Source organism: Tenacibaculum mesophilum, from assembly GCF_003867075.1.
Classification (GTDB): domain Bacteria; phylum Bacteroidota; class Bacteroidia; order Flavobacteriales; family Flavobacteriaceae; genus Polaribacter; species Polaribacter mesophilus.
Genome location: NZ_CP032544.1, coordinates 3,110,094 through 3,135,685, shown reverse-complemented (window position 1 = coordinate 3,135,685; position 25,592 = coordinate 3,110,094). Strand labels below are relative to the sequence as shown.

The following is a 25,592-nucleotide window of genomic DNA, read 5'->3' as shown; positions in this document are numbered from 1 at the left end:
TAACTTACATTTAGGGTGTTAAAACTAATACCCTAAATGAAAAAACTAACTTTTTTATTACTTACAAGTATTACTTTTTTTGCTTGTAAAACAGAACAAAAACAACCTACAACAGCTTCAAACACCTACACAGAAGCAAACTACAAACAAGATTCAACACAAGTAAAAAAACTATTCAACACTGCACTTACCCAAGGTAAATCATATGAATGGCTACATGATTTAACACAAAATATTGGAAGCCGTTTATCTGGTTCAGAAGGTGCAGCTAAATCAGTTATTTGGGGAGAAAAACTCATGAAAGAAGTTGGTTTAGATTCTGTTTGGCTACAACCCATTATGGTGCCTCATTGGGTTCGTGGAGAAAAAGAAGTTGCTAATTATGAATTTAACGGAGAAAAAATAAATGTCCCTATTTGTGCTTTAGGAGGCTCAATTGCAACACCTTCTAACGGAATTATAGCAAAAGTTATCGAAGTAAAAAATATTGAAGAAGCTAAAAACTTAGGTGATAAAGCCAATGGTAAAATTGTATTTTTCAATGGTGCTTTTGACAACACTCTTATTAATACCTTTCAAGCTTATGGAGGTTGTGTAGGACAACGCTATGGAGGAGCTGCCATAGTTGGAAAATTTGGAGCAAAAGCAGTCATTGTTCGCTCTATGACTAATGGAATTGATGATTATCCACACACAGGTTCTATGGGGTACGGTGATATTCCAAAAGAAGAATACATTCCTGCAGCTGCTATTAGTTCTCGTGCTGCTGAAAACTTAAGCAAGCATTTAAAAGAAAACCCTAACTTACAGTTTTATTTTAAACAAAGTTGCGAAAACTTACCTGATGCCCCTTCACACAATGTCGTAGGAGAAATTAAAGGAAGTGAATACCCTAATAAAATTATGGTTGTTGGCGGACATTTAGATTCTTGGGATTTAGGGGAAGGCGCACATGATGACGGAACCGGAATTGTACAATCGTTAGAAGTTGCTTATTTGTTTAAAAAGAACAATATTAAACCTAAAAACACAATCCGTATTGTATTTTTTATGAATGAGGAAAATGGTTTACGTGGCGCTACTGAATATGCTCGTTTAGCAAAGGAAAATAACGAATTACATATTGGAGCTTTAGAATCTGATGCCGGTGGGCATACTCCAAGAGGTTTCTCTATCGATGCTAATGAAAGAAACTTGCAATTAGTTCAAAGCTGGAAAAAGCTTTTAGCACCTTACGGATTACATGATATTACTGCTGGAGGTGGCGGTGCTGACATCGGACCTTTAAAAGACGACCATGTTACCTTAGTAGGCTACCGACCAGATTCACAACGCTATTTTGATTATCATCATGCAGCTACAGATACATTTGATAAAGTAAATAAACGTGAACTTGAGTTAGGAAGTGCTTCTATGGCTAGTATTGTATATTTAATGGATAAATATTTATATAATGAAGAAGCTTTAAAACCTTAATTCATGGATACTTTTACCGTAGTATTAAAAATTATTTTCGGAATATTTTTCGCCTTTGCGGGTATTATGCACATTGTAAAACCTAAGATTTTCAATCGCTTTATTCCTGATTTCCTTCCCAAATTAGTTGTAAACTACATAGCTGGTTTATTAGAACTGCTTATTGGTATTGGATTACTAATTAATCAAACTACCAAACAAGCAGCCTTAGCAATGTTTTTATTAATGTTAATTTTCTTACCTATTCACATTTGGGATGTTTTTAGAGAAAAACCTGCAATTGGATCTAGGAAAATAGCCATTATAAGAGTGCCTCTTCAGTTTTTGTTATTATATATTGCCTATTTAATTTACACACACTAATGAAAAAAACACTACTCCCTCTACTTGTTTTTAGTTTCCTACTTTCTTGTAAACAAAAAGAAAAAGTAGATACTATTGTTATTAATTCCTATACATACACGGTAAACTCTAATTTTGACACCGCTGAAAGTTTTGCTATTAAAGATGGAAAATTTATAGCCATAGGAAACAATAAAGAAATACAAGAAAAATACACAGCAACTAATCTTATCGATGCTAAAAATAAACCTGTTTACCCCGGATTTATCGATGCACACTGTCATTTTTTCGGATTAGGTTTACAACAGCAAAAAGTAGATTTGGTAGGAACTGAAAGTTATGATGAAGTATTACAACGATTAATTGATTTTCAAAAAGAAAAGAATACAACCTACATCACAGGTCGTGGTTGGGATCAAAATGATTGGGAAGTAAAAGAGTTTCCTACCAAAGAAAAATTGGATAGTATATTTCCAAACACACCTGTTGCTATTCGTAGAATTGATGGTCATGCAATGTTAGTCAATCAAGCTGCTATTGATTTAGCTGGAATAACTCTTGACTCAAAAATTAACGGAGGAGAATTTATAAAAAAAGACGGCAAGCTAACAGGAGTGCTTATTGACAATGCGATGAATTTTATTAATAATCCAAAACCATCAAAAAAGGAGCAAATTCAAGCTTTAAAAGATGCTGAAAAAATCTGTTTTGATTTAGGATTAACTACCGTTGACGATGCTGGTTTAGATAAAGAAGTTATTGAGTTAATTGATAGTTTACAAAAATCGGGGGATTTAAAAATGCGTATATACGCTATGATTTCTAACAATCAAAAAAACCTTGATTACTACCTCAACAATGGCATCATTAAAACGGATAGATTAAACGTTCGTTCAGTAAAAGTTTATTCTGACGGAGCTCTAGGTTCTCGAGGAGCTGCTCTTAAAGACGAGTATTCTGATAAAAAAGGACATTATGGTGCTTTGGTAAACTCTTATGAGAACTTACAAAAATTAGCTAAGAGAATTGCTGCCTCCAACTATCAAATGAATACCCATGCAATTGGTGACTCTGCCAATTATGTGATGTTAAAAACCTATAACGAAGTATTAAAAAACAAAACTGACAGACGTTGGCGTATTGAGCACGCTCAAATAGTAGATGTAAAGGATTTTAATCTATTCAAAAATGTACTTCCATCTATACAACCAACACATGCCACTTCTGATATGTATTGGGCTGAAAATCGTGTAGGTACTGAAAGAATTAAAGGCGCTTATGCTTATAATGATTTATTAAAAGAATACGGAAAAGTTGCCTTAGGAACGGACTTTCCTATTGAACATGTTAGTCCATTATATACATTTTACGCAGCAACCATCAGAAAAGATTTAAAAGGATATCCCGAAAAAGGTTATCAAATGGAAAACTCTTTATCCAGAAAAAATGCCTTAAAAGGAATGACTATTTGGAATGCTTATGCAAACTTTGAAGAAAAAGAAAAAGGAAGTATAGAAGTTGGTAAAGTAGCTGATTTTATCATTTTAGACAAAGACATCGTGAAAATCGACGGAAAAGAAATTCCGAATACAAAAGTTTTAGCAACCTATATTAATGGTGAAAAAGTAAATTAAAAATGCATCTTTTTCTATTCGTTATAGTCTGATTTACAAAATCAATAAATCATGACACAACTACAACGAAAACAGGAGTTTTACAAGCAGTTAACTTTAGCTAAAAAGGCACTTAAAAGCAAAAGCTTTCAGGTGTCTTTTTATCATTTAGAAAACGCTCATGTATTAGGACAAAAACATGTTTATAGACACTCTATATCTCATTATTACATGTTAGTTTACGGAATAAAAACAAACAGCAGTAAAGAAATTATTGGCCAACTTTTTAGAATTATAGCCTCTATTTTATTTACTTTAATTTGGGTACCTACAGGAAACACAGGTGGCTCTAACATATCTGCAATTAAACCTATTCCTGTTAGAAAAGAACTTCAAAAATATTTTTAAAAATAAATGCATCTTTTTACCCTTTTCCTAGTCTATTATATAAACACACAAAACATATAATATCATGAAAAATAATAATCAATGTACCTGCACTTGCGAAGGATGTAAAACAAATGACTGCTCAAATTGTACATGTGAAAACTGCACATGCAACAACTGTAACTGTTAATTAAATCAATTTTTAAATGTTTTGTCACGCTGAATAAAATGAAAAACAAATGTTTATTTATTCAACGTGGCATTTTTCGTAAATTTATAGAATGACAACGCAACAAGTTTGGAAAAAATACGCAGATGATATAAAACACTTTATTTTAAGTAAGGTGAAAGACACTACTGTGACTGATGACCTCTTACAAGAAACATTTATAAAAGTTCACACTAAACTTCATACATTAAACGATATCACCAAACTAAAACCTTGGATTTTTACGATTGCTCGGAATACGATGATGGATTACTTCAAGAATACTAATCAAACAATTGAATTTAAAAATTTTGAAGTTCAAACAGACATAAAAGAACAAGAGCATACCGAGAAAGATTGCTTACGTGGAATCTTACAAAGCTTGCCTAAAAAGTATAGAGATCCACTATTTTTATCAGATATAAAAGGCTTAAAACAGCAAGAAGTTGCTGACATTTTAAAACAAAATTTACCAACCACTAAATCTCAAATTCAACGTGCTCGTAAATTAATTGCTCAAGGTTTTATGGATTGCTGTGGATTTTCACTTAACGAAGAAGGAAAATTAGTAGGTGAAATTCAAGACAAAGAAGATTGTAAAGTTTGTAAGTAGATTTTATTATTCAAATTGCACAAGCTACATTAAAAAAACAATTAAAAAGTACCTTGTTTAAAATATGAATCTATAATTTTTAAAACTTTCGTAACTTTGTGTAAATTCAACACTAAATGAAGATATCACAAAATATAAAAGTTGCTGTAGATGCTGTTGTTTTTGGCTACCAACAAAAAGAACTTTCTGTCTTATTAATAAAAAGAGGCATCGAGCCTTTTAAAGGAGCTTGGGCATTGCCTGGTGGATTGGTTTTAGAAAACGAATCACTAGAACATGCAGTTGAAAGAGAATTATTAGAAGAAACAGGAGTTACTATCGATTATCTTGAACAACTATATACATTCGGAACTCCCAAAAGAGACCCAAGAAACAGAGTTATTTCTGTTACCTATTTTGGTTTGGTAAGTCCCAATCATTTTAAAATTAGTGCTGATACTGATGCCGCTGAAGTACAATGGTTTCCTATTCATGAACTCCCCAAACTAGCATTTGATCACAATCGTATTTTAACCACAGCTTTACAAAGACTTCAAAACAAAATAAACTACCAACCTATTGGTTTTGAATTACTAAAAAAAGAATTTCCTTTTTCTGATTTAGAAAATTTATATCAAACAATCCTTAATCAAAAAATTGATAGACGTAATTTCAGAAAAAAAATTATGAGCTTTGGAATACTTACCGAAACCGACAAAATACACCAGCCTTCTAGTGGTAGACCTGCAAAACTTTTTAAGTTTAATGCTAAGAAGTATAAAGAACTAGAAAAGAAAGGATTCCACTTCGAAATTAAGTTTGCGTAAAAAAAACACTAAAACATTTTTTATTTTAAAAAACCGCATTATATTTGTGTAAAAATTACGCAATATGATTTTAAACTTAGATAAAAGCTTTGCTCCTTACGGAACAGAAAACAATGTAGACTATAATTTCTTTACTTTTTCAGGAGGGGAACCACATATTAAAATCATTTCTGAACTTGAAAATGTGTCAGAAGTTACCATTACACATCGTATTCAGTCTTTTAATGATATAGGTACGCTTTTATTGGCTACTAATGCATTAAAAAACATGGGGATTACAAAGTTAAACGTTGTCCTTCCCTATTTTCCAGCCGCTCGTCAAGACAGATTAATGGGATCAGGCGAACCATTATCGGTAAAAGTATATGCAGATATTATAAATGCGCAAAACTTTAAGTCAGTAACTGTTTTCGATCCACATTCTGAGGTAACTCCTGCCCTATTGAATAACTGTAAGGTTATCGATAATCACAAATTTATAGAGCTAGTTACACAACAGCTTTCAGAAGATTTGACATTAATCTCTCCTGATGGCGGTGCTTTAAAAAAGATATACAAAGTTGCTGCTTACCTTCAAAACTATGAAGTAGTTGAATGCTCAAAAAGCAGAAACGTAAAAACAGGTCAGTTGACAGGTTTTAAAGTATATACTGATGACTTACAAGGAAAAGATTGTTTGATAGTAGATGATATTTGTGATGGTGGAGGTACTTTTCTAGGGCTAGCTAAAGAACTAAAAGCTAAGAATGCAGGAAACTTATACTTAGCGATAAGTCACGGAATATTTAGTAAAGGTTTTGATGAACTTGAAAAACACTTCACCAAAATTTTTACAACAGATAGTTTTAAAACTATAGAAAACGATAATTGCATACAGATTGAATTGGGAAAATTGCTATGAAAATCATAAAAAAACTACTATGAAAAATAACATTATAAAGTCAACATTTATTGGATTAGCTGTAGCTGATGCTCTAGGGGTACCTGTGGAGTTTAAAAACAGGCAAGAGTTAAAACAAAATCCTGTAATAGACATGAGAGAGTTTGGAACACATCACCAACCAAAAGGAACTTGGTCTGATGATAGTTCTCTTACATTTTGTTTAGCTGAAAGTTTATGTCAAGGGTACGATTTAGTGGATATTTCATATAAATTTATCCAATGGATGAATGCTGAGATATGGACTCCACACGGTAATGTTTTTGATATTGGAATCCAAACAAGAAAAGCGATTGAACAACTTTCAAAAATCATAAATAAAGAAGACTATAAAGAACTAGAAATTTTAAAATATTCTGATGATGAATATACCAATGGTAACGGTTCATTAATGAGAATTATTCCTTTACTCTTTTACATAAAGGGTAAAAAAATAAAGGACCAATTTAATATTATTTGGCATGTTTCATCACTAACACATCCACACATAAGGTCGGCAATTTCTTGTTTAATATATTTAAAATTAGCTGAACATATTTTAAATGGATTTTCAATTGTAGATTCATATAAAAAGATACAAAAGGAAATTACTGTCTATTTTTCAGAAAGAAGTATTTCTTCTTACGAGCAAAATCATTTCTCTAGAATTTTAAAGCAAGATATATCTAACTTAAAAGAAAAAGATATCAATTCCAGTGGCTATGTTATAGATACATTAGAAGCTTCACTTTGGTGTTTGCTCAACACTACTAATTATAGTGAGGCAGTTTTAAAAGCTGTAAATTTAGGGGATGATACTGATACCACAGCTACTGTAGTTGGAGCTATTGCTGGTATGTATTATGGAATAGATAATATATCTCAAGAATGGGTAGATTCATTAGTAAGAAAAGATGATATTCTTCAATTAAGTCTACAATTTGCTAAAAAATACAACTATGACAATTAAAATTATAAAAGGAGATATTACAAAAGTAAGAGTTGACATTATAGTTAATGCTGCTAATTCAAGTTTATTAGGAGGAAGTGGTGTCGATGGAGCTATACACAGAGCGGGCGGCTCTTCTATTTTAGAAGAATGCCAACAAATTAGGAACAAACAAGGTAAATGTAAAACTGGGGAAGCTGTAATTACAACTGCAGGAAATCTTCCTGCTAAAAAAGTTATACATACTGTTGGCCCTGTGTACCAAGAAGGAAAAAATAACGAGAAAGAATTATTAGCCAACTGTTATAAAAACAGCCTGTTACTTGCTAAAGAAAACAATTTGCATTCCATCGCTTTTCCTTGCATTAGTACAGGGATTTATCGCTTTCCTAAACAAGTAGCAGCTGAAGTAGCTCTTTCAACAATAAAAAGTACTCCAATATTAGATGAAGTAATTTTTGTATGTTTTGATAATGAAAGCTACATGATATATAAAAAAATATTAAATGATGAGTAATATCAACTATATAAAAGGAGACGCAACCCTACCAAAACAAGAAGGTAGTAAAATTATTGTTCATGTTTGCAATGATATTGGTGGTTGGGGAAAGGGTTTTGTAATGGCAATTTCTAAAAGGTGGAAAGCTCCTGAAAAAGAATATCGTAACTGGTATAAAACTAAAGAAAATTTTAGTTTAGGAGAAGTTCAATTTATACAAGTTGAAGAAGATTTATGGGTAGCAAATCTTATAGGGCAACACAAAATTAGAAAAGATGAAAATGGTAATCCTCCAATTCGTTATAAAGCTATTCAACAAGGATTACAAAAAGTACATGAAAAAGCAAAAGAGTTGAACGCATCCGTTCATATGCCAAGAATTGGCTGTGGATTGGCTGGGGGAAAATGGGGTAAAATAAAACCCTTAATTATAAAAGAACTCATTGAAAATTCTGTTTCTACTACAGTATATGACTTTGAATAAAATTGAAAAAAATGAATGAGAGAAATACAAAAAGAATAAGTAAGTTTTTAAGCCTGATATTAAGGCATCAGCCTGAAAAAATTGGGCTAAAATTAGACATCAACGGATGGGCTTCAATAGAAGAACTTTTGAACAAATCAAGTAACAACGGAGTTACTTTTACAAAAGATGAATTGGAGTTTATCGTAAAAAACAATGACAAACAACGATTTTCATTAAATGAAAATCAAACAAAAATAAGAGCCAATCAAGGACACTCTTTAAAAAATGTAACCATAGTAACTGAAACAAAGACTCCTCCTCCCTTTTTATATCATGGAACAGTAGCTAAATTTATTCCTTCCATAAAAGAAAACGGATTACAAAAAATGAGTAGGCAACATGTTCATTTGAGTTCCGATGTAGAAACTGCTAAAAAAGTAGGCAGTAGAAGAGGTAAACCTATAATTTTGACTGTTCAGTCAGGTGTTATGCATAAAAAAAATTATGAGTTCTTTTTATCTGAAAATGGAGTTTGGCTAACTAATCTTGTTCCTACTGAGTTCATTAATTTTGAAGATTTATAATAGATATGAGAACATTAGTCATTGGTGATATTCATGGAGGCTTAAAAGCCTTACCCCAAGTTTTAAAAAATGCCAAAATCACTATAGAAGATGCCTTAATTTTTCTTGGTGATTATGTGGACGGTTGGAGTGAATCTGCACAAGTCATTGATTTTTTAATAGAGTTAAACAAAAAGCATGAATGTATTTTCATTAAAGGAAATCATGATTTGTGGTGTGAAGATTGGTTGAGAACTGGTGAAGGTGAAACCATTTGGTTAGCACATGGTGGAGAAGAAACCAAAAAGAGTTACGAATCTTATTCAGAAGAACAAAAAAATGAACATCTAGCATTTTTTCAACAAATGAAACCTTACCATATCGATAGTAAAAATCGTTTGTTTATTCATGCTGGATTTACCTCTATGCACGGAGTTGAAAAAGAGACATTCAAATTAAATTATCATTTTGATAGAACCTTATGGGAAACAGCGTTGGCTACTGATAAAAACTTATCTGAAAAATCTGAACTATATCCTGAAAGGTTTACACACTACTCAGAAATATACATTGGTCACACCCCAACTATACGCTATAGTTCATCAATACCTATAAACGCCTTAAACTTATGGAACATTGATACAGGAGCTGCATTTACAGGATGTTTAACAATTATGGATATCAACAACAAAGAGTTTTGGCAAAGTGACCAAGTAAAAAATTTGTATCCAAATGAAAAAGGGAGAAATTAAAAAGATCTTTTAACTTATCCAAAAAGGAAACATTCAATAATTTTACGAAATATCCTTAGAAGTAACATGCTAGAACAAAATCATTATCAAAAGCTCAACTTAAAATATAATCCTTTTTCATTTCTAAATGAACAAGAATTACTAAAGGTTACAGAAGAACGAATCAACCTTAACGATTTGGCTTTAAAAATAATGTCAACCAGTTCTTGTTTTATTGAGTTTTATGGTAAAAAAGGAAGGGGAAAATCAACTCTTTTGCAATCATTACACTCAAAACACTTAGCTAACTCAACTTTCTTCAAACTAAAGAAGAAAGAACATTCATATATAAATACAATCCCTGGCATTCTCATTATAGACTCCTTTCAACTCTTGTCCACAAAAAACAAACTGGAACTACTTACAAATCAAGACAAGCTAATTATTGGTGCACATTACTCTCATAAAATTCCGTATTTCCCGAAAAGAAAATTATATAAAAAAATAAATTTTAGCAAACTAGAATTAAACATAAACCTTTTTAGAAAAATTGTACATAAAAGAATTGAACTCGCCTGTTTAGATTCTCATAAAGAATCTATAAAAATTAAAGATGCACATCTTCAAAAATTATTAGAAGATCACGGTAATAATTTACGAAAAATTCAACTATCCTTGTATGATTTTTTCTTAAACCCCAATAACGAACTATATGAGTTATCAACAATTTGTAGATATTAAGGTTACACTTGACAAAAACGAGTTTCAAGCAAATGAGACAATTTCTGGTGAAGTTTTTATTAAAAACCATAGTCCTATTCACTTAGATATTGAAAACATTCAAATTAAATTATCTATAAAACACCAAGGCAAGGGGGAAACTGATGAAATTACCTTGGACTATTATTCCATAAACGATTGTGAAAAAATTTCTAAAGGCCAAACCATAGCTTCTACATTTACCTTTAAACCTGTTTATAACGTTTCTTTTATCGGGGAAAATATGACACAAACGGTTTTGCTAACAGCTAAAGTCGACATAAAAAAAGAAAGTGAAAAACAGTTACGAAAAGAAAAATTATCTGACTTTAAAATAGGAGGTTATTTAAAAGGGCTCATTCGTCCTGATTTTTATCATGAAATTCCCATCTTACTAATAAAAGGAAACTCCACTTATAAATTTAAAAAAACTTCAGGTAGCATCAAACCCGGTATCAAAAAAGCGCAAACAATTTTATTTTTTGGTCTTATAATAACAGGAATTATAAGTGCTATAATTTATTCACAACTAGGTAGATTAGAGGTTTTTTATGTCTTTTTAAGCATATATGCCATACTGTGCGGAATAGTTTATTTTTATAAAATACAACCTTCACTGGCTATTGGAGCAATTAACTACAAACTAGAAGCGTTAGATGAACACTACTACAAAACTAACTTCAGGTTAAAAAAAAGAACAAATACAATACAACATATAAACTGTCAGTTAATAGGAAAAGAAAGAGTTACCTATGATAACGGTAGTAGTAGATCAACCAGTATTAAAACTTTTTATAAAGGAGAAAAAACAAAAGTAACCCCTATAAATATTTCATCTTTTAAATCTAAATTCCCCGAAGAATCCCTCCCTATCTCTATTAAAAATAACGATTTTGAAATTATGTGGTATCTTAAAATAGAGGTGCTTACGAGAAACAATAAACGCATAGAGGGAGAAGACTTAATTCTTATAGACTTCGAAAAATTACTATAATTATTTATAAAAAAAATAAGATTCTATTGTGAAGTAAAATTAATTTGCGTAAATTTGACACAAACAAAATGACATACTATGAATCCATTATTATATACAGACGGTTACAAAGTAGACCACAGAAGACAATACCCTAACAATACTACCTTAGTATATTCAAACTGGACACCAAGAAAAAGTAGAATTCAAGGAGTTGAAAAGGTAGTCTTTTTCGGACTACAATACTTCATTAAAAAATATATTATTGAAGAATTTCAAACCAACTTCTTTAACAAACCAAAAGAAGAAATTTGCAAACAATACAGTAGAAGAATCAATAATTATTTAGGTGAAAATTCAGTAGGTATAGAACATATTGCTGCATTACACGATTTAGGGTACATTCCTATGACTTTTAAAGCATTACCTGAAGGTGTCGAGGTTCCTATTAGAGTACCCATGTTTACCATGTATAATACATTGCCAGAATTCTTTTGGTTAACCAATTACTTTGAAACCTTATTATCTACCACGGTTTGGTTACCATGTAATTCTGCAACCATTGCAAAACAATACAGAAAAATATTAGACAAATACGCACAAGAAACCTCATCTGTTCCTGAAATGGTAGATTGGCAAGGACACGACTTTTCTATGAGAGGAATGGCTGGTTTAGAAGCTGCTAAAATGAGTGCTGCTGGTCACTTACTAAGTTTTACTGGTACAGATACAATTCCTGCTGTAGGCTTTTTAGAAAAATATTACAATGCAGATTCTGATAATGAATTGATTGGTGGTTCTGTTGCAGCAACTGAACACTCTGTAATGTGTATGGGAACCAATAGTGGTGAAGAAGATACTTTTAAAAGATTAATTACTGAGGTATATCCAAACGGTATCGTTTCTATTGTTTCTGATACTTGGGATTTATGGAAGGTTCTTACCGAATACTTACCTAATCTAAAAGAAGAAGTCTTAGCCAGAGATGGAAAAGTAGTCATAAGACCAGACAGTGGTGATCCTGTGGATATTATTTGCGGAAATCAAAACGGTAAGACAGAAGTAGAACAAAAAGGGGTTATACAGCTGCTTTGGGAAGTTTTTGGAGGAACAACCAATACAAAAGGATATAAAGAACTAGATACTCATATTGGAGCTATTTATGGCGATAGCATTACCCTTGAAAGAGCCACACAAATTTGTGAACGTTTAAAACAAAAAGGGTTTGCATCTACCAACGTAGTCTTAGGAATTGGTTCTTTCACCTATCAATACAACACCAGAGATACCTTTGGATTTGCCATGAAAGCTACTTACGGAGAAGTAGATGGAGAAGGAAGAGAAATCTTTAAAGATCCAATTACTGATGACGGAACTAAAAAATCTGCTAAAGGGTTATTAAAAATAACACTAGAAGATGGAGAATATACATTACACGATCAAGTAAGTTGGAAAGAAGAACAAAAAGGCGAATTACGAGAAGTTTTTAAAGACGGAAAATTGTTGGTTGATGAAAAACTAAGTGAAATAAGACTCCGTACTAAAAACAACGTATTAGAATTTTCAGAATAACAAAAAAGCAGGAATTTTACTCCTGCTTTTTTGTTATTTAAAAACCTACTAAAAACACTAAATACCAACACCTTACAAACTACCTAATTTGCTTAACTCTTGATTTTTTCATATCTTAATTGCAACTAAAAAAAGAAACTTATGACAGATCAAGAACAGAAAAGACTCGATACAATGAACTCTGTTTTAGTTAAAATGGAAGACATTAAAAACACGCAAAAAAGTTTAATTGAAAAAATTGGTGTGGTTGAAGTTCAACTATTCGATATCCAGTCAAAAGACTTAGACAAAGAGTTGGAAAATGTAATGGTAAGAGCTTCTGACACCTTAAATATTATAAAACAAGCTACCGAAGCTTTTGAAATGAAACGAAACCGTTTAGAAAACGAAGCATAAATAAAAAATCCGCCTAACAGCGGATTTTTTATTTTTATCGTCTCTTCTTTTTAAAACCTTTATTCTTTCTTCTAGAAGGCTTTGATGGTTTATACGTCACAGTATCATCAAAGGTGTTTTTAGCTTTTCCTGCTTTATTTTTTCGCCAAGAAGTGTCTTCTGGAAGTAACTTTTTCAATAAATCAGTACGTCCAACTTTGTTTAACGTATCTTTAATCCATTGCTTATTTTCCTTTTTATACCAAAAGAAAAACTTATGCTGATCTTCCTTCTCCTTTTTTGTTTTCGGAGTTTTCACCTCTTTTAAAGTATACGGATGATATCCACTGTAATAAATTACCGTAGCTACCGTCATAGGTGTTGGCGTAAAGCCTTGTACCTGTTCTAGCTGAAACCCCATATCTTTAGTCTCCGCAGCTAAGTTTGCCATGTCTTCTGCCTCACAAGCTGGGTGACTCGAAATGAAATACGGTATTAATTGAAGTTTTAATTTCTTTTTAATATTAATACGATCAAACCTATCTTTAAATAAATGAAAATACTTAAACGACGGTTTACGCATTAACTTTAGTACGGGATCAGAAGTGTGTTCTGGTGCTACTTTTAATCGCCCAGAAACGTGTTTTGTCATCACCTCTTCTGTATAGGCATCTAACTCTTTAGGGTCCGCATTTTTATTGAACTCAGGCACTAACATATCGTGTCGAATACCACTACCAATAAATGATTTTTTCACCTTCGGATGTGCATCAACAGCTTGATATAATTCAGTTAATGGTTTGTGTGAGGTATCTAAATTACTACAAATTACGGGTGAAATACACGACGGAGCAACACATTTGTCGCAAATCGATTGTACTTTACCTTTCATTTTATACATATTCGCAGAAGGCCCACCAATATCAGATAAGTACCCTTTGAAATCATCCATTTGAGCAACTTGATCTACTTCTTTTAAAACAGATTCCTGACTTCTACTCGCAATAAACTTTCCTTGGTGTGCTGAAATAGTACAAAAACTACACCCTCCAAAACATCCACGGTGAATATTTATGGAAAACTTAATCATTTCAAACGCAGGAATAGGTCCGCGTTTGTTATACTTTGGATGCGGTAATCGTGTAAAAGGCAAATCAAACGAAGCATCAATTTCTTCCTCTGTCATTGTTGGAAACGGCGGATTAATCATCAACTTTTTATTCCCAACCTTTTGAAAAATACGACGTGCATATAGTTTATTTGACTCCTGCTCTATCACTTTAAAATTAGAAGCATAGGCTTTCTTATCCTTCAAACAAGTTTCATGCGAACTAATTTCTACATCATCCCAGTTCTTGTTTTTAGGAGTCTTTTCATTCTCTTCTAACAAAACTGCTGTCTGCTTAATCGTTTTTAAACTCGAAAACGGCACACCCTTTTGCAACAACTCAACAATTTCTCTTAGTGGCTGTTCTCCCATTCCGTATACTAACATATCGGCTTTAGAGGTTTCTAAAATCGTTGGTAGTAATTTATCGGACCAATAATCGTAATGCGTAACACGACGTAACGAAGCCTCAATTCCTCCAATTAATACAGGAACATCTGGAAACTTTTCCTTTAAAATTTTAGAATATACTGAAGTTGCATAATCAGGTCTAAACCCTTTATCTCCATTAGGAGTATAAGCATCTTTATCACGACGGCGTTTACTAGCCGTGTAATTACTAACCATTGGATCCATACAACCACCTGTTACTGCAAAGAATAATCTTGGAGTTCCTAGCTTCTCAAAATCTTGCAAATTGTCATGTACACTTGGTTGCGGAACAATTGCCACACGCAAGCCGTAACTCTCTAAAATACGTCCAATTACTGCAGGACCAAATGATGGATGATCTACATATGCATCTCCACTGAATAGGATTACGTCTAATTCATCCCATCCTCTTAACTTCACCTCCTTTTTCGTAGTCGGTAACCAATCTGAAAGTCGTCTAATTCTCATGCCGCTGCAAAGGTACGGGGTTTTATTTACACTGCAATACAGTAAAAAACTGAAAACTACATTATAAACATATCTAACAGAAAAATAAACTCATAATTTTTAACTAGATTTATCTCCTAATTAATTTAAATAATACCCAAAAAATGAAAAAAAGCATTACTTTTCTATTACTATTATTTTTATCACTTCAAACCTTTTCTCAAATACAAACCGAAAAAATTGTCCCTCCAGCCAAAGGTAAGTCGGTAATTTACTTTCTTAGAACAAGCGGTTTAGGTGCCCTAATGAACATTAGATATTTTGATAAAGAAGAATACTTAGGAAGATTTAATGGTATTAACTATTTACGTTATGAATGTGATCCAGGAGAAAAAGTTTTTTGGATTAAAGCAGAAAACATTGATGTCTTAGAAGCTAATTTAGAAGCCGACAAAGTTTATTTAGTTGAAACCAATGCTGTAATGGGAGCTTTTTCTGCTGGTGCGAAATTTAAACTAGTTGATTTCAACAAAAAGAATCAAGTTAAAAGAATTAATAAGCTTTTAGAAAAAAAAGAACCTAAGACTTTTACTCAAGAAACTCTACAAGAACAACTACAGAAAATGAAAGATGTTGTAAACAAGGGACTAAAAAAAGTAAGAAAAAAGATAGATCGTAAAAAGACAACTAAGTTACCATCTGATATGAATTATGAAGTATAAACTACTCACACCATTTAGTTTAACTTCCCTTTAACAATTAATTAAGATAATACCGAAAGTAGTTTTACTAATTTCCGCCCTTATTTATTCTTATAATTTTTACAATGACTAAAAAAATACTTTCAACTATTTTAGTAGTATTTCTTGTTTTAGGATTTTCTTTGAATGCAGAAGCACAACGAAAGAAGAAAAAAGACACAAAAAAAGAAACTACTGCTAAAAAAGACAAACTTAAAAAGGGCGGCATACAACCTTATGAAAAGGTAGTTACCAAAAAACACAAAACAGACGAAGGTTTGTTTAAAGTTCACTCAAAAGATGCTAACTATTTATTTGAGATTCCAGATTCTCTTCTGAACCGTGAAATGCTAATGGTGACTAGAATTGCCAAAACAGCTAGCGGAATTGGCTTTGGTGGTGGAAAACAAAACACACAAGTGCTACGCTGGGTAAAAAACAAGAAACAAATTTTACTAAAAGTAGTTTCTCACAATGTTGTAGCAGATACCATTTTACCGGTACACGAAGCCGTTGTAAACTCTAATTTTGAGCCTATTTTATTTGCTTTTCCAATCAAAGCATTTAGCAAAGACTCTACAGCTACTGTAATTGATGCTAGCCCTCTTTTTGAAGGTGATGTAAAAGCAATTACTTTTCCACAAAGAAGCAGAAAACGTTATAAGATTTCTAAAATGGATAAAACAAGATCTTATATTGACAGAATTAGCAGTTATCCTCAAAACATAGAAATTAGAAATGTAAAAACTTACATTGCTGGGAACCCTCCATCAAACTCAAGTGTAGGTTCTGTAACTATGGAGTTGAGTAACTCTATGATTTTACTTCCTAAAACCCCTATGAAAAGACGTTATTTTGATGAGCGTGTAGGATGGTTTACGAGTTCTCAAACAGATTACGGTTTAGATGTTCAAAAAAGTAAATCAGTTACCTATTTAGACAGATGGCGTTTAGAAGTAAAAGACGAAGATTTAGAAAAGTTTAAAAGAGGTGAATTAGTAGAGCCTAAAAAGCAAATCGTTTATTACATCGACAGAGCTACTCCAAAAAAATGGCGTAAGTACATCAAACAAGGTATTGAAGATTGGCAAATTGCTTTTGAAGCGGCTGGATTTAAAAATGCCATCATCGCTAAAGATGCTCCTACTAAAGAAGAAAATCCTGATTGGAGTCCTGAAGATGTACGTTATTCTGTAGTTCGTTACTTAGCATCTCCAATTCCTAATGCAAATGGACCTCACGTTAGTGACCCTCGTTCAGGAGAGATTTTAGAATCAGACATTAACTGGTACCATAATGTAATGACTTTATTACACAACTGGTTTTTTGTACAAACAGCTGCAATCAATCCAGATGCAAGAGGAAATCAATTTAAAGATGAAGTTATGGGACGCCTTATTCGTTTTGTTTCTTCTCATGAAGTTGGACATACTTTAGGATTACCTCACAACATGGGAAGTTCTGTTGCATATCCTGTAGATTCTTTACGTTCTGCTGAATTCACTAAGAAAAACGGAACAGCTCCTTCAATCATGGATTATGCTCGTTTTAACTATGTAGCACAACCAGAAGACAAAGGAGTTGCTTTAATGCCTAATATTGGACCTTACGATAAATATGCTATCAACTGGGGATACAGACCAATCTTAGATAAATCAGCTAAAGATGAAAAAACAATCTTAAATCAGTGGATTAAAGAAAAAGCAGGAAATCCTGTGTATAGATTCGGACACCAACAAGTTCGTAATATCATTGACCCTAGTTCTCAAACAGAAGATTTAGGTGACGATGCCATGAAAGCAAGTGCTTATGGTATTAAAAACTTACAACGTATTTTACCTCGTTTAGAAGAGTGGACTACTGAAGATGGTGAAACTTACGAAGAGTTAAAAACTATGTACGGACAAGTAGTTGGGCAATTTAATAGATATATGGGACATGTGAGTTCTAATATTGGTGGTGTATATGAATACTTTAAAACTGCCGATCAAGACGGTGCTGTATATATTCACGTTCCAAAAGAGCATCAAAAAAGAGCGTTAAAATTTGTAAATAACGAATTGTTTAAAACTCCTACTTGGTTAATTGATGAAAACATCATCAGTAAAACACAACACTCAGGAATTATTGAGCGTATTAGAGGTTTACAAGTACAAACCTTAAATAGGGTTTTAAAAACTGGAAGGTTAACTCGTATGATTGAGAATGAAACTTTAAACGGAACTAAAGCATATTCTCTTATTGAAATGATGGGTGATTTACGTAAAGGTATTTGGAGCGAAGTATACGCTAACAAAACCATTGATCCGTATCGTAGAAACTTACAACGTGCACATTTAGACAGATTGGACTTTTTACTAAACAAAGCAAAAGACCAAAAAGCACCAAGAAGTGATAGAGGCTATTTTAAACAAACAGCGGTTACTATTAATCAATCAGATATTAAACCTGTGGTAAGAGGAGAGCTAAAACGTTTACAAAAAGATATTAAACGTAGTATTCCTTCAGTTCGTAACACAATAACCCGTTACCACTTACAAGATGCAGCAGATAGAATAGACACTATTCTAAACCCAAACAACTAATTTTTCTTACATAACAGCAATCTACTAGATTGCTGTTATTTTTATACTTTTATTATACATCAACAAAACCAAATGAAAAAAAACTTAATTCTATTCTTTATAGTTGCAATTTCATTTGCTAGTTGTACTAAAAAAACAACAGTAAAGAAAGCTGAAAAGAAAGAAAACACTTACGTTAAAGACCATTACACTAAAAAAGAGGTGAAAATTACAATGAGAGATGGTGTAAAACTACACGCCACTATCTATTCACCAAAAGACACTAGTAAAACCTACCCTATTTTACTACAACGTACTCCGTATAGTTGTCAACCTTATGGAGAAGATAAATTTAGAAGGAAAATTGGTCCAAACCCAGTTTTAATGAAAGAAGGAAACATCATAGTATATCAAGATGTTCGCGGACGTTGGATGAGTGAAGGAGTGTATGACAATATGCGTGCTTACATTCCTAATAAAACAGAAAAACAAACCGATGAAACTACCGATACCTATGACACTATCGATTGGCTAGTGAACAATGTAGCTAACAATAATGGTAAGGTAGGTACATGGGGAATTTCATACCCTGGTCATTATGCTACTGTTTCAACCATTGATGCACACCCTGCTTTAAAAGCTGCTTCACCACAAGCGTGTATTGGTGATTTCTTTTTTGACGATTTTCATCATAACGGAGCTTTTTTATTAAGCTATTTCAAAGCTATTTCTTTATTCGGAACTTACAAAGATCAACCAACTGATTCAGCTTGGTACTCTTTCCCTGATATGAAAACTCAAGATCAGTATCAGTTTTTCTTAGATAAAGGACCTCTTAAAAACTTAAACGAATATTTTCAATACGATAAGCTAGACACCAAAGTTACCGACAATAAGGAGCGTATTGATGATTTCTTTTGGAAGGAAATTGTAGAACATCCTAATTACGACTCTGTATGGCAAAGCAAAGGAATCATTCAACATTTAGATAAAGTTCCTTCTACCGTAGCAACAATGATTGTTGGAGGCTGGTTTGATGCAGAGGACTTATACGGACCTTTAGAAACTTACAAAAACATTGAAAAAAATCAACCAAACAACTATAATACAATTGTTTTTGGACCTTGGGATCATGGCGGATGGTCTAGAAATAAAGTAGCTAACAAAGTTGGTAACTACTACTTTGGAGATTCTATCTCTTTAAAATTCCAAAAAGAAGTAGAAACAAAATTCTTTAACCACTTCTTAAAAGGTGATGGTTCTAAAAACTCTGGATTACCAGAAGCCTATGTTTTTGATACAGGTAAAAAAACGTGGAAATCATACGATGTATGGCCACCAAAAAATGCTCAAAAACAAACATTTTTCCTTTCAGAAAACCAAGAATTAACGGCAACTCAAAAAGGAAATAATAAAGTTAGCTTTATTAGTGATGTTAAGCGACCCGTACCCTATTCAGAAGATATTAAAACGGTATTTACTCCGCGTAAATATATGACAGATGATCAGCGTTTTGCTGCTCGAAGACCTGATGTATTGGTATTTGAAACAGAGGTATTAACAGAAGATTTTACCCTTGCTGGTGATATTTTAGCAAAGCTACAAGTAGCTACTACAGGTTCAGCAGCCGATTGGATTGTAAAGGTTGTTGATGTGCACCCTGCTGATTTAAAAAACGACAACAAAGAAATGCAATCACATTTAAAACTAAGCAACTACCACTTAATGGTACGTAGCGAAGTAATGCGTGGACGTTTTAGAAATAGTTTTTCAAACCCAGAACCATTTACTCCAAATCAAAAAACAGCCGTAAATATTAAACTACAAGATGTTTTCCACACGTTTAAAAAAGGACATAAAGTGCAAATACAAGTACAAAGTACTTGGTTTCCTTTAATTGATTTGAATCCGCAAACCTATGTAGATAATATTTACAAAGCAGACGAAAAAGATTTTAAAACACAAACACACTCAGTATTTACCGATTCTAGTATAGAATTTACTGTGTTAAAATAACAACAAACTTTTTTTCTATTTAAAAACTCACAACACTTAAGTATTGTGAGTTTTTTTAATCAAAAAAACAGCTTATTTATTACTAGATTTTCTACGCAACCTTTTTACACTTTAAGCATCTATTTTAAAATGTATAAACTCTTAATAAGTAATATGATAAAGCAACTACTACTTTCAATAACCATCGGAGCTTTTTTCTCTTGCTCCAAAGACAATCATAAAGTTATTGATGATATACCAGACTCAAATAACATAGAAGAACAAATAGTAGGCAGGTGGATGCCAGTACAAACACTCCTAAACAATCAGGTGACATACGATAGAAATATCCATACTGGATTAGAAAATGACACACATTACGAACGCAGATTATATAAAGAAGATAAAACAGTTCGCTTATCTAATAGCGACGGTAGTATTAATTTGTTTACTTGGGAGCTAAATCCAGCAGCCGACTCTATCACCATAGCTAAAGGTTTATCTAATGAACGACGTTATTTAATAGAATATCTTTCAAAAGATAGCTTATCCTTTTCTATAGAACCTTTCTCGGGTCATAAAGTAGTGTATAATTTTAGTAAAGAACATAATGAAGCCATACACCGAAGCGACTTAATAGCCAAAGACTGGAAATACGATTTCGTTTGGGCTCGCTTATTTAGTATGGATGGATATAAATATGTTAGAAACGGTTCTGTTTCTAACGATTTTTATGAAAATGCAAAAGTAAGTTTTCACGACGATGGTTCATTTATCATAACTTCTGGTAATAATACTATACACGAACAAGGAACTTGGCATCTTAACTTAGATGACATGCAACTGGTAATTGAAGGTGATTACAAAAGAGAAGCAACCTTATTAGAACTGAACGAACATAAAATGGTTTTTGTGTTTAAAAACCCACAAGACAATAACACAAACTATCAAATGGATTTCTCCACTTATTAAACAGTAAAATTCATCACTTTAAAATAAAACAGTATATTTAAGACACTGATAAATAAAGGTCTTAAATGAAAAGGAAAGCTGAAATCATTGGGTTTTGTATTACCTGGTTTGCCATTATTACTCAGTTTGTTTTAATGATTATAAACAGACAAACTGATGTCCAAGAAGCAATTATTCGTTTTTTCAGCTTTTTCACTATTCTAACCAACACACTCGTCGCTTTATTCTTTACTAATAAGATTACAAGAAAAATGAATACTTTTAATAAAAACGGCGCTTTAACAGCTATTACTTCCTTTATTTTAATAGTTGGACTAGTATATCAAGTTGTGCTTAGAGCAACATGGAACCCCACAGGGTTACAATTAGTTGTTGATGAATTACTCCATACTATTATTCCCACTTACATGTTTATATATTGGTTATTATATGCAAAATCAAATAATTTAAAACTCAAATATATTTTACCTTGGTTAACCTACCCTATTTTCTATATCGTTTATATAATGATTAGAGGTAACCTATCTGGATTTTATACTTATCCTTTTCTAAATGTTACAAAAATAGGGTTGCAACAATCAATAATTAATATTTCAGTAATACTAATCGTTTCACTCATTCTTATGAGTCTATTAATTTTAATCGGAAAAAAACTAAAATCAATAAAACTATAAACCACTAATAATGAAAAAAAACATTTTCATAACACTTTTTGTATTCTCTTTAATTTCTTTTTCTTGCGCTTCGTTAAAAGATGCGAACAATAATAAACTTTACGAATCTACTTGGGAGTTAGAATATATTTCAGGACCTCGAATTGCTTTTCAAGGCTTGTATCCTAACAAAAAGCCTACCATTTCTTTTAACAAAGAAACCCAAAAAGTTGAAGGAAATAATAGCTGTAACGGATATTCAGCTCCATACACTTTAGAAGCTAACTCAATTTCTTTTGGTCAACCAGGACCTACTACTTTAATGTTTTGTGGGCAAGGTGAACAAGTGTTTTTAAAAACAATAAAAAAAATTAATAAGTATAACATTGATGCTGAAGGTAAGCTTAACCTAATGATTGATGACGTGCCAATGATGCGATTTAAAAAAACCAAATAAAACATGAAAAACCTTATACCAATACTACTAAGTGCTTGCCTAGTAATTTCAGCATGCTCAAATAAAAAAGAAAAGAAAACTTCTGAAGAAAAAACCGTTACTACTACCGATTCTGTTTCAAAAACGCCTACAGCTACTAAAAATACTATAACAGATGCTTATTTTAAGGGGCATGGTGTTGAACCTTTTTGGAGTGTGACAATTTCTGACAAAATGATTACCTTCAAAACACCTACCGATTCTATTTCTACTCCACACATTGAGCCTATCTATGCGCAAGACAGTAACGTAAAACTATATACTTTACACACCGAATTGGCAGCTCTTAAAATAGAAATCATTCAAATGGAATGTATTAATGCGATGTCGGGTAAATCATTCCCATATTCGGTAACTTTAAAATACAAAAAAGGAAAAGAAACGGAGTTTACAACCCTAGAAGGATGCGGACAATACATTACCAATTATCGCCTACATGATATTTGGGCTTTAGAAGAATTGAACGGTGTAAAAGTTAATAAAGATGATTTTGGTAAAGAATTGCCGTATATAGAAATAAATGCTGCTGAAAATAGTTTTATGGGAACTTCAGGTTGCAACAGAATTATGGGTAAACTATTTTCTGAAAGAAATAAAACTCGATTTACCAATATTGCTTCAACAGAAATGTTATGTGCTAAAGGAAATGAAAAAGAGCAAGAGTTTACAAAAGCGCTAGAAAGTACTATATCTTACACAATTGCTAATAATCGATTAACACTTTTAAATCCTGATAAAACCTTATTGGTTTTTAAAAAAGTAGACTAACCAATTAAACTATAAAAGATGAAAAAAATTCTAATTCTATTCTTAGTCACTACACTAGCTATAAGCTGTAAAAAGAAAGAACCTAAAAATGATGCAACCAAAGAACCTGTAGAAGTTGTCGTTGAAACTCCAACAACTTTAATACAGATAGGATGTTACGAATACAATAAAGATGGGAACCAAATTTTATTCGAAATTACAGAAATTAATACTACCGTAGAAGGGACTATCAACTATGCTTTAGCAGAAAAAGATGCAAACACAGGTACTTTTTCAGGAACACTAACCGATAATAAATTAATTGGTATCTACACCTTTTCTTCTGAAGGAACAGAAAGCACAAGAGAAGTTGCTTTTATGGTAAAAAACGGTCAATTAATAGAAGGCTTTGGTGAATTAAATGAAACAGGAAATGCTTTTAAAAATAAGAACAATATTAGTTATACTTCTACAATGCCATTAACCAAAACTGATTGTACTAAATAAATTAAAAATTAATATAAAATGAAAAAAATAGGATTGGTAGGTGGCATTAGCTGGACCTCTACTTTAGATTATTACAAATACATTAATGAAGGAATCAACCAAAGGTTAGGTGGTTTAAATTCTGCTGAATGTTTAATTTACTCACTAAACTTTTCTGATGTTCAAAACAAAGGTTGGACAAACTCTTTTGATCTAATTTATAATGCCTGTTCAAACTTAGCATCTAGTAATGTTGATGCTATAGTTTTAGGCGCTAACACAGCTCATTTATTTGCTGATGAAATTCAATCAAAAATTAATATTCCAATTATCCATATTACAGAAGCAACCGCCAAAGAGATAAAAAAAGAAAAACTACATACAGTAGGTTTATTAGGAACAAAGTTCACAATGGAAATGGACTTCTATAAAAACAAGCTAAAAGAAAATAATATTGCAACCATTATTCCCTCTGATAAAAAAGACATTGAAGAAATACAACATATTGTTAAAAATGAACTTGGGAAAGGAATTGTAAGTAAAGAATCTAAGCTTAAATTTATGCAATACGCAAACGAATTAGTAGAACAAGGAGCCGAAGGAATTATTTTAGGATGTACTGAAATTCCCATGCTAATTGGACAAAATGATTTTGACTTCCCTGTATTTGATACTACTAAAATTCATGTTGAGAGTATTATAGATTTTGCTTTAACATAATTAGCTAATCGTCATTATTAATGTATTTTTACATTGGTTTAGGTATATGAAAATAGATACATTCATTAAAAACCACCAAGATGACACTAAACGAAATAGAAATAAAAACTGCCAATATACAAACAGTCAAGGCTTTTTATACAAATGTCTTGGAGCTCCCAACTACGCAGATTAACAACAAATCGATACGTATCAAAATTGGTACTTCCTATTTAAAATTCATAGAAGATTCTAAAAACCCTTCACCTGCCTACCACTTGGCTTTTAACATTCCTGAAAATAAATTACAAGAAGCAATCGAGTGGTCTGCTGGCAGGTTCGAATTTGTAAAAAAAGAAAACGAGGTACTGATTACTAACTTCGAAAACTGGAATGCCAATTCGGTATATTTTTATGATGTTGACGGAAACATATTAGAGTTTATTACTCGACACGATTTAGACAATGCCACTACAGAACAGTTTAATAGCAATCAAATTTTAAACATAAGCGAGTTTGGAATTGTTAAAAACCGTCCTGATATATACGGAAAGTATTTGATTGACACTTACGGACTCCGTTTATTTGAAAAAAATCATAACAGTGAAACATTCACCGCCCTTGGTGATGACAACGGATTATTAATCATCGTTAAAACCAACCGAAATTGGTACCCAACAGAAACCCCATCTAAAGCTAGTACAGCAACTATTAAACTTAACAATTCGGGTACCGATGTTATTCTAAAAACAACAACATAAATAGCTTTGACTTCACTCTAAAAGCTTATTAAAAGCATTATTAGCAAACCTACTGCTCCTCTCATTTTATACTTAAAAAAAGCACTTTTATTCCTTTATATTAAGATGTAAGAACATCAAGAGTATATATGTAAACTAGTTATTAGTAACTTGGAGAATGTTTTCGCTATTAAATTCACGTATTATAAATTCACTGACTATTTAATTGCTAAAACAAATTCTTTTTCAACTTTAAAACTAA

General features: G+C 32.1%; 27 protein-coding genes. 26 read left to right on the top strand and 1 reads right to left on the bottom strand.

What is annotated here, in order from left to right; genetic code table 11:
• The first annotated feature begins 36 nt into the window (after positions 1-36).
• The 16 genes from D6200_RS14330 (at position 37) to D6200_RS14255 (ending at position 13,272) form a co-directional block, all read left to right on the top strand.
• A complete protein-coding gene (locus D6200_RS14330) occupies positions 37-1,476 on the top strand; it encodes a M20/M25/M40 family metallo-hydrolase (protein WP_073181649.1) in 1,440 nt (479 codons plus the stop codon).
• Positions 1,477-1,479: 3 nt separating this feature from the next.
• Entirely contained in the window at positions 1,480-1,839 is a 360-nt protein-coding gene (locus D6200_RS14325; protein WP_073181651.1) for a MauE/DoxX family redox-associated membrane protein, read from the top strand.
• Positions 1,839-3,452 carry an amidohydrolase gene (locus tag D6200_RS14320; RefSeq protein WP_073181653.1) on the top strand — a complete coding sequence of 538 codons (1,614 nt, stop codon included), beginning with the start codon at positions 1,839-1,841 and terminating at the stop codon, positions 3,450-3,452. Before D6200_RS14325 ends, D6200_RS14320 begins: the two co-directional genes overlap by 1 nt.
• A 51-nt stretch (positions 3,453-3,503) precedes the next feature.
• The gene (locus tag D6200_RS14315) at positions 3,504-3,839 is read left to right on the top strand and encodes a DUF3703 domain-containing protein (protein WP_047788484.1); all 336 of its coding nucleotides are present in this window, start codon (positions 3,504-3,506) and stop codon (positions 3,837-3,839) included.
• 260 nt (positions 3,840-4,099) lie between these two features.
• Positions 4,100-4,639 carry a sigma-70 family RNA polymerase sigma factor gene (locus tag D6200_RS14310; RefSeq protein WP_047788485.1) on the top strand — a complete coding sequence of 180 codons (540 nt, stop codon included), beginning with the start codon at positions 4,100-4,102 and terminating at the stop codon, positions 4,637-4,639.
• Between the two features lie 116 nt (positions 4,640-4,755).
• Positions 4,756-5,445, top strand: coding sequence for an NUDIX domain-containing protein (locus tag D6200_RS14305; protein WP_073181655.1), 690 nt, complete (start codon positions 4,756-4,758; stop codon positions 5,443-5,445).
• A gap of 64 nt (positions 5,446-5,509) precedes the next feature.
• Positions 5,510-6,346: a ribose-phosphate diphosphokinase gene (gene prs, locus D6200_RS14300; RefSeq protein ID WP_073181657.1), complete on the top strand. Its 837-nt coding sequence runs from the start codon at positions 5,510-5,512 to the stop codon at positions 6,344-6,346.
• A 19-nt stretch (positions 6,347-6,365) separates the two neighbouring features.
• Positions 6,366-7,334, top strand: a complete 969-nt coding sequence (locus D6200_RS14295) for an ADP-ribosylglycohydrolase family protein (protein WP_073182673.1) — start codon at positions 6,366-6,368, stop codon at positions 7,332-7,334.
• Positions 7,324-7,830, top strand: a complete 507-nt coding sequence (locus D6200_RS14290; protein WP_073181659.1) for an O-acetyl-ADP-ribose deacetylase — start codon at positions 7,324-7,326, stop codon at positions 7,828-7,830. Before D6200_RS14295 ends, D6200_RS14290 begins: the two co-directional genes overlap by 11 nt.
• Complete coding sequence (locus D6200_RS14285; protein ID WP_073181661.1) at positions 7,823-8,296, top strand: macro domain-containing protein; 474 nt, start codon at positions 7,823-7,825, stop codon at positions 8,294-8,296. Before D6200_RS14290 ends, D6200_RS14285 begins: the two co-directional genes overlap by 8 nt.
• Before the next feature lie 11 nt (positions 8,297-8,307).
• Positions 8,308-8,862, top strand: coding sequence for an RNA 2'-phosphotransferase (locus tag D6200_RS14280; protein WP_073181663.1), 555 nt, complete (start codon positions 8,308-8,310; stop codon positions 8,860-8,862).
• 5 nt (positions 8,863-8,867) lie between these two features.
• Positions 8,868-9,593 carry a metallophosphoesterase gene (locus D6200_RS14275; RefSeq protein ID WP_073181665.1) on the top strand — a complete coding sequence of 242 codons (726 nt, stop codon included), beginning with the start codon at positions 8,868-8,870 and terminating at the stop codon, positions 9,591-9,593.
• A gap of 66 nt (positions 9,594-9,659) precedes the next feature.
• Complete coding sequence (locus D6200_RS14270) at positions 9,660-10,313, top strand: hypothetical protein (protein WP_073181667.1); 654 nt, start codon at positions 9,660-9,662, stop codon at positions 10,311-10,313.
• Positions 10,285-11,325, top strand: a complete 1,041-nt coding sequence (locus D6200_RS14265; protein WP_073181669.1) for a hypothetical protein — start codon at positions 10,285-10,287, stop codon at positions 11,323-11,325. The genes D6200_RS14270 and D6200_RS14265 overlap by 29 nt, the downstream gene beginning before the upstream one ends.
• A 78-nt stretch (positions 11,326-11,403) precedes the next feature.
• Positions 11,404-12,876: a nicotinate phosphoribosyltransferase gene (locus D6200_RS14260; protein ID WP_073181671.1), complete on the top strand. Its 1,473-nt coding sequence runs from the start codon at positions 11,404-11,406 to the stop codon at positions 12,874-12,876.
• 141 nt (positions 12,877-13,017) lie between these two features.
• Complete coding sequence (locus D6200_RS14255) at positions 13,018-13,272, top strand: hypothetical protein (protein WP_073181673.1); 255 nt, start codon at positions 13,018-13,020, stop codon at positions 13,270-13,272.
• A 34-nt stretch (positions 13,273-13,306) separates the two neighbouring features.
• On the opposite strand, the gene D6200_RS14250 is transcribed toward D6200_RS14255, so the two are convergent.
• Positions 13,307-15,259: a YgiQ family radical SAM protein gene (locus tag D6200_RS14250; RefSeq protein WP_073181674.1), complete on the bottom strand. Its 1,953-nt coding sequence runs from the start codon at positions 15,257-15,259 to the stop codon at positions 13,307-13,309.
• Between the two features lie 143 nt (positions 15,260-15,402).
• Here D6200_RS14250 and D6200_RS14245 point away from each other — a divergent pair, with 143 nt between their 5' ends.
• The 10 genes from D6200_RS14245 (at position 15,403) to D6200_RS14200 (ending at position 25,351) form a co-directional block, all read left to right on the top strand.
• Positions 15,403-15,960: a hypothetical protein gene (locus D6200_RS14245; RefSeq protein WP_073181676.1), complete on the top strand. Its 558-nt coding sequence runs from the start codon at positions 15,403-15,405 to the stop codon at positions 15,958-15,960.
• 104 nt (positions 15,961-16,064) lie between these two features.
• Positions 16,065-18,563, top strand: coding sequence for a zinc-dependent metalloprotease (locus tag D6200_RS14240; RefSeq protein ID WP_073181678.1), 2,499 nt, complete (start codon positions 16,065-16,067; stop codon positions 18,561-18,563).
• 72 nt (positions 18,564-18,635) lie between these two features.
• Positions 18,636-20,558, top strand: coding sequence for a CocE/NonD family hydrolase (locus D6200_RS14235; protein ID WP_073181679.1), 1,923 nt, complete (start codon positions 18,636-18,638; stop codon positions 20,556-20,558).
• A 153-nt stretch (positions 20,559-20,711) separates the two neighbouring features.
• A complete protein-coding gene (locus tag D6200_RS14230; RefSeq protein WP_125064435.1) occupies positions 20,712-21,509 on the top strand; it encodes a hypothetical protein in 798 nt (265 codons plus the stop codon).
• A gap of 65 nt (positions 21,510-21,574) precedes the next feature.
• A complete protein-coding gene (locus D6200_RS14225) occupies positions 21,575-22,183 on the top strand; it encodes a Pr6Pr family membrane protein (RefSeq protein ID WP_073181683.1) in 609 nt (202 codons plus the stop codon).
• Positions 22,184-22,193: 10 nt separating this feature from the next.
• Entirely contained in the window at positions 22,194-22,619 is a 426-nt protein-coding gene (locus D6200_RS14220) for an META domain-containing protein (protein ID WP_073181685.1), read from the top strand.
• Positions 22,620-22,622: 3 nt separating this feature from the next.
• Positions 22,623-23,426: an META domain-containing protein gene (locus tag D6200_RS14215; protein WP_073181687.1), complete on the top strand. Its 804-nt coding sequence runs from the start codon at positions 22,623-22,625 to the stop codon at positions 23,424-23,426.
• Between the two features lie 18 nt (positions 23,427-23,444).
• Entirely contained in the window at positions 23,445-23,912 is a 468-nt protein-coding gene (locus tag D6200_RS14210; protein ID WP_073181690.1) for a hypothetical protein, read from the top strand.
• Between the two features lie 18 nt (positions 23,913-23,930).
• Positions 23,931-24,611, top strand: coding sequence for an aspartate/glutamate racemase family protein (locus D6200_RS14205; protein ID WP_073181692.1), 681 nt, complete (start codon positions 23,931-23,933; stop codon positions 24,609-24,611).
• A gap of 80 nt (positions 24,612-24,691) precedes the next feature.
• Entirely contained in the window at positions 24,692-25,351 is a 660-nt protein-coding gene (locus tag D6200_RS14200) for a VOC family protein (RefSeq protein ID WP_073181694.1), read from the top strand.
• The last annotated feature ends 241 nt before the right edge of the window (positions 25,352-25,592 follow it).

Bases quoted from the DNA above. Each gene is read 5' to 3' on its own strand.
- D6200_RS14285 (WP_073181661.1), top strand. From the start codon at position 7,823: ATGAGTAATATCAACTATATAAAAGGAGACGCAACCCTACCAAAACAA.
- D6200_RS14305 (WP_073181655.1), top strand. From the start codon at position 4,756: ATGAAGATATCACAAAATATAAAAGTTGCTGTAGATGCTGTTGTTTTT.
- D6200_RS14215 (WP_073181687.1), top strand. From the start codon at position 22,623: ATGAAAAACCTTATACCAATACTACTAAGTGCTTGCCTAGTAATTTCA.
- D6200_RS14230 (WP_125064435.1), top strand. From the start codon at position 20,712: ATGATAAAGCAACTACTACTTTCAATAACCATCGGAGCTTTTTTCTCT.
- D6200_RS14245 (WP_073181676.1), top strand. From the start codon at position 15,403: ATGAAAAAAAGCATTACTTTTCTATTACTATTATTTTTATCACTTCAA.
- D6200_RS14210 (WP_073181690.1), top strand. From the start codon at position 23,445: ATGAAAAAAATTCTAATTCTATTCTTAGTCACTACACTAGCTATAAGC.
- D6200_RS14250 (WP_073181674.1), bottom strand. From the start codon at position 15,259: ATGAGAATTAGACGACTTTCAGATTGGTTACCGACTACGAAAAAGGAG.
- D6200_RS14280 (WP_073181663.1), top strand. From the start codon at position 8,308: ATGAATGAGAGAAATACAAAAAGAATAAGTAAGTTTTTAAGCCTGATA.
- D6200_RS14325 (WP_073181651.1), top strand. From the start codon at position 1,480: ATGGATACTTTTACCGTAGTATTAAAAATTATTTTCGGAATATTTTTC.
- D6200_RS14265 (WP_073181669.1), top strand. From the start codon at position 10,285: ATGAGTTATCAACAATTTGTAGATATTAAGGTTACACTTGACAAAAAC.
- D6200_RS14225 (WP_073181683.1), top strand. From the start codon at position 21,575: ATGAAAAGGAAAGCTGAAATCATTGGGTTTTGTATTACCTGGTTTGCC.
- prs (WP_073181657.1), top strand. From the start codon at position 5,510: ATGATTTTAAACTTAGATAAAAGCTTTGCTCCTTACGGAACAGAAAAC.
- D6200_RS14270 (WP_073181667.1), top strand. From the start codon at position 9,660: ATGCTAGAACAAAATCATTATCAAAAGCTCAACTTAAAATATAATCCT.
- D6200_RS14240 (WP_073181678.1), top strand. From the start codon at position 16,065: ATGACTAAAAAAATACTTTCAACTATTTTAGTAGTATTTCTTGTTTTA.
- D6200_RS14290 (WP_073181659.1), top strand. From the start codon at position 7,324: ATGACAATTAAAATTATAAAAGGAGATATTACAAAAGTAAGAGTTGAC.
- D6200_RS14220 (WP_073181685.1), top strand. From the start codon at position 22,194: ATGAAAAAAAACATTTTCATAACACTTTTTGTATTCTCTTTAATTTCT.
- D6200_RS14295 (WP_073182673.1), top strand. From the start codon at position 6,366: ATGAAAAATAACATTATAAAGTCAACATTTATTGGATTAGCTGTAGCT.
- D6200_RS14275 (WP_073181665.1), top strand. From the start codon at position 8,868: ATGAGAACATTAGTCATTGGTGATATTCATGGAGGCTTAAAAGCCTTA.
- D6200_RS14255 (WP_073181673.1), top strand. From the start codon at position 13,018: ATGACAGATCAAGAACAGAAAAGACTCGATACAATGAACTCTGTTTTA.
- D6200_RS14200 (WP_073181694.1), top strand. From the start codon at position 24,692: ATGACACTAAACGAAATAGAAATAAAAACTGCCAATATACAAACAGTC.
- D6200_RS14310 (WP_047788485.1), top strand. From the start codon at position 4,100: ATGACAACGCAACAAGTTTGGAAAAAATACGCAGATGATATAAAACAC.
- D6200_RS14260 (WP_073181671.1), top strand. From the start codon at position 11,404: ATGAATCCATTATTATATACAGACGGTTACAAAGTAGACCACAGAAGA.
- D6200_RS14330 (WP_073181649.1), top strand. From the start codon at position 37: ATGAAAAAACTAACTTTTTTATTACTTACAAGTATTACTTTTTTTGCT.
- D6200_RS14205 (WP_073181692.1), top strand. From the start codon at position 23,931: ATGAAAAAAATAGGATTGGTAGGTGGCATTAGCTGGACCTCTACTTTA.
- D6200_RS14320 (WP_073181653.1), top strand. From the start codon at position 1,839: ATGAAAAAAACACTACTCCCTCTACTTGTTTTTAGTTTCCTACTTTCT.
- D6200_RS14235 (WP_073181679.1), top strand. From the start codon at position 18,636: ATGAAAAAAAACTTAATTCTATTCTTTATAGTTGCAATTTCATTTGCT.
- D6200_RS14315 (WP_047788484.1), top strand. From the start codon at position 3,504: ATGACACAACTACAACGAAAACAGGAGTTTTACAAGCAGTTAACTTTA.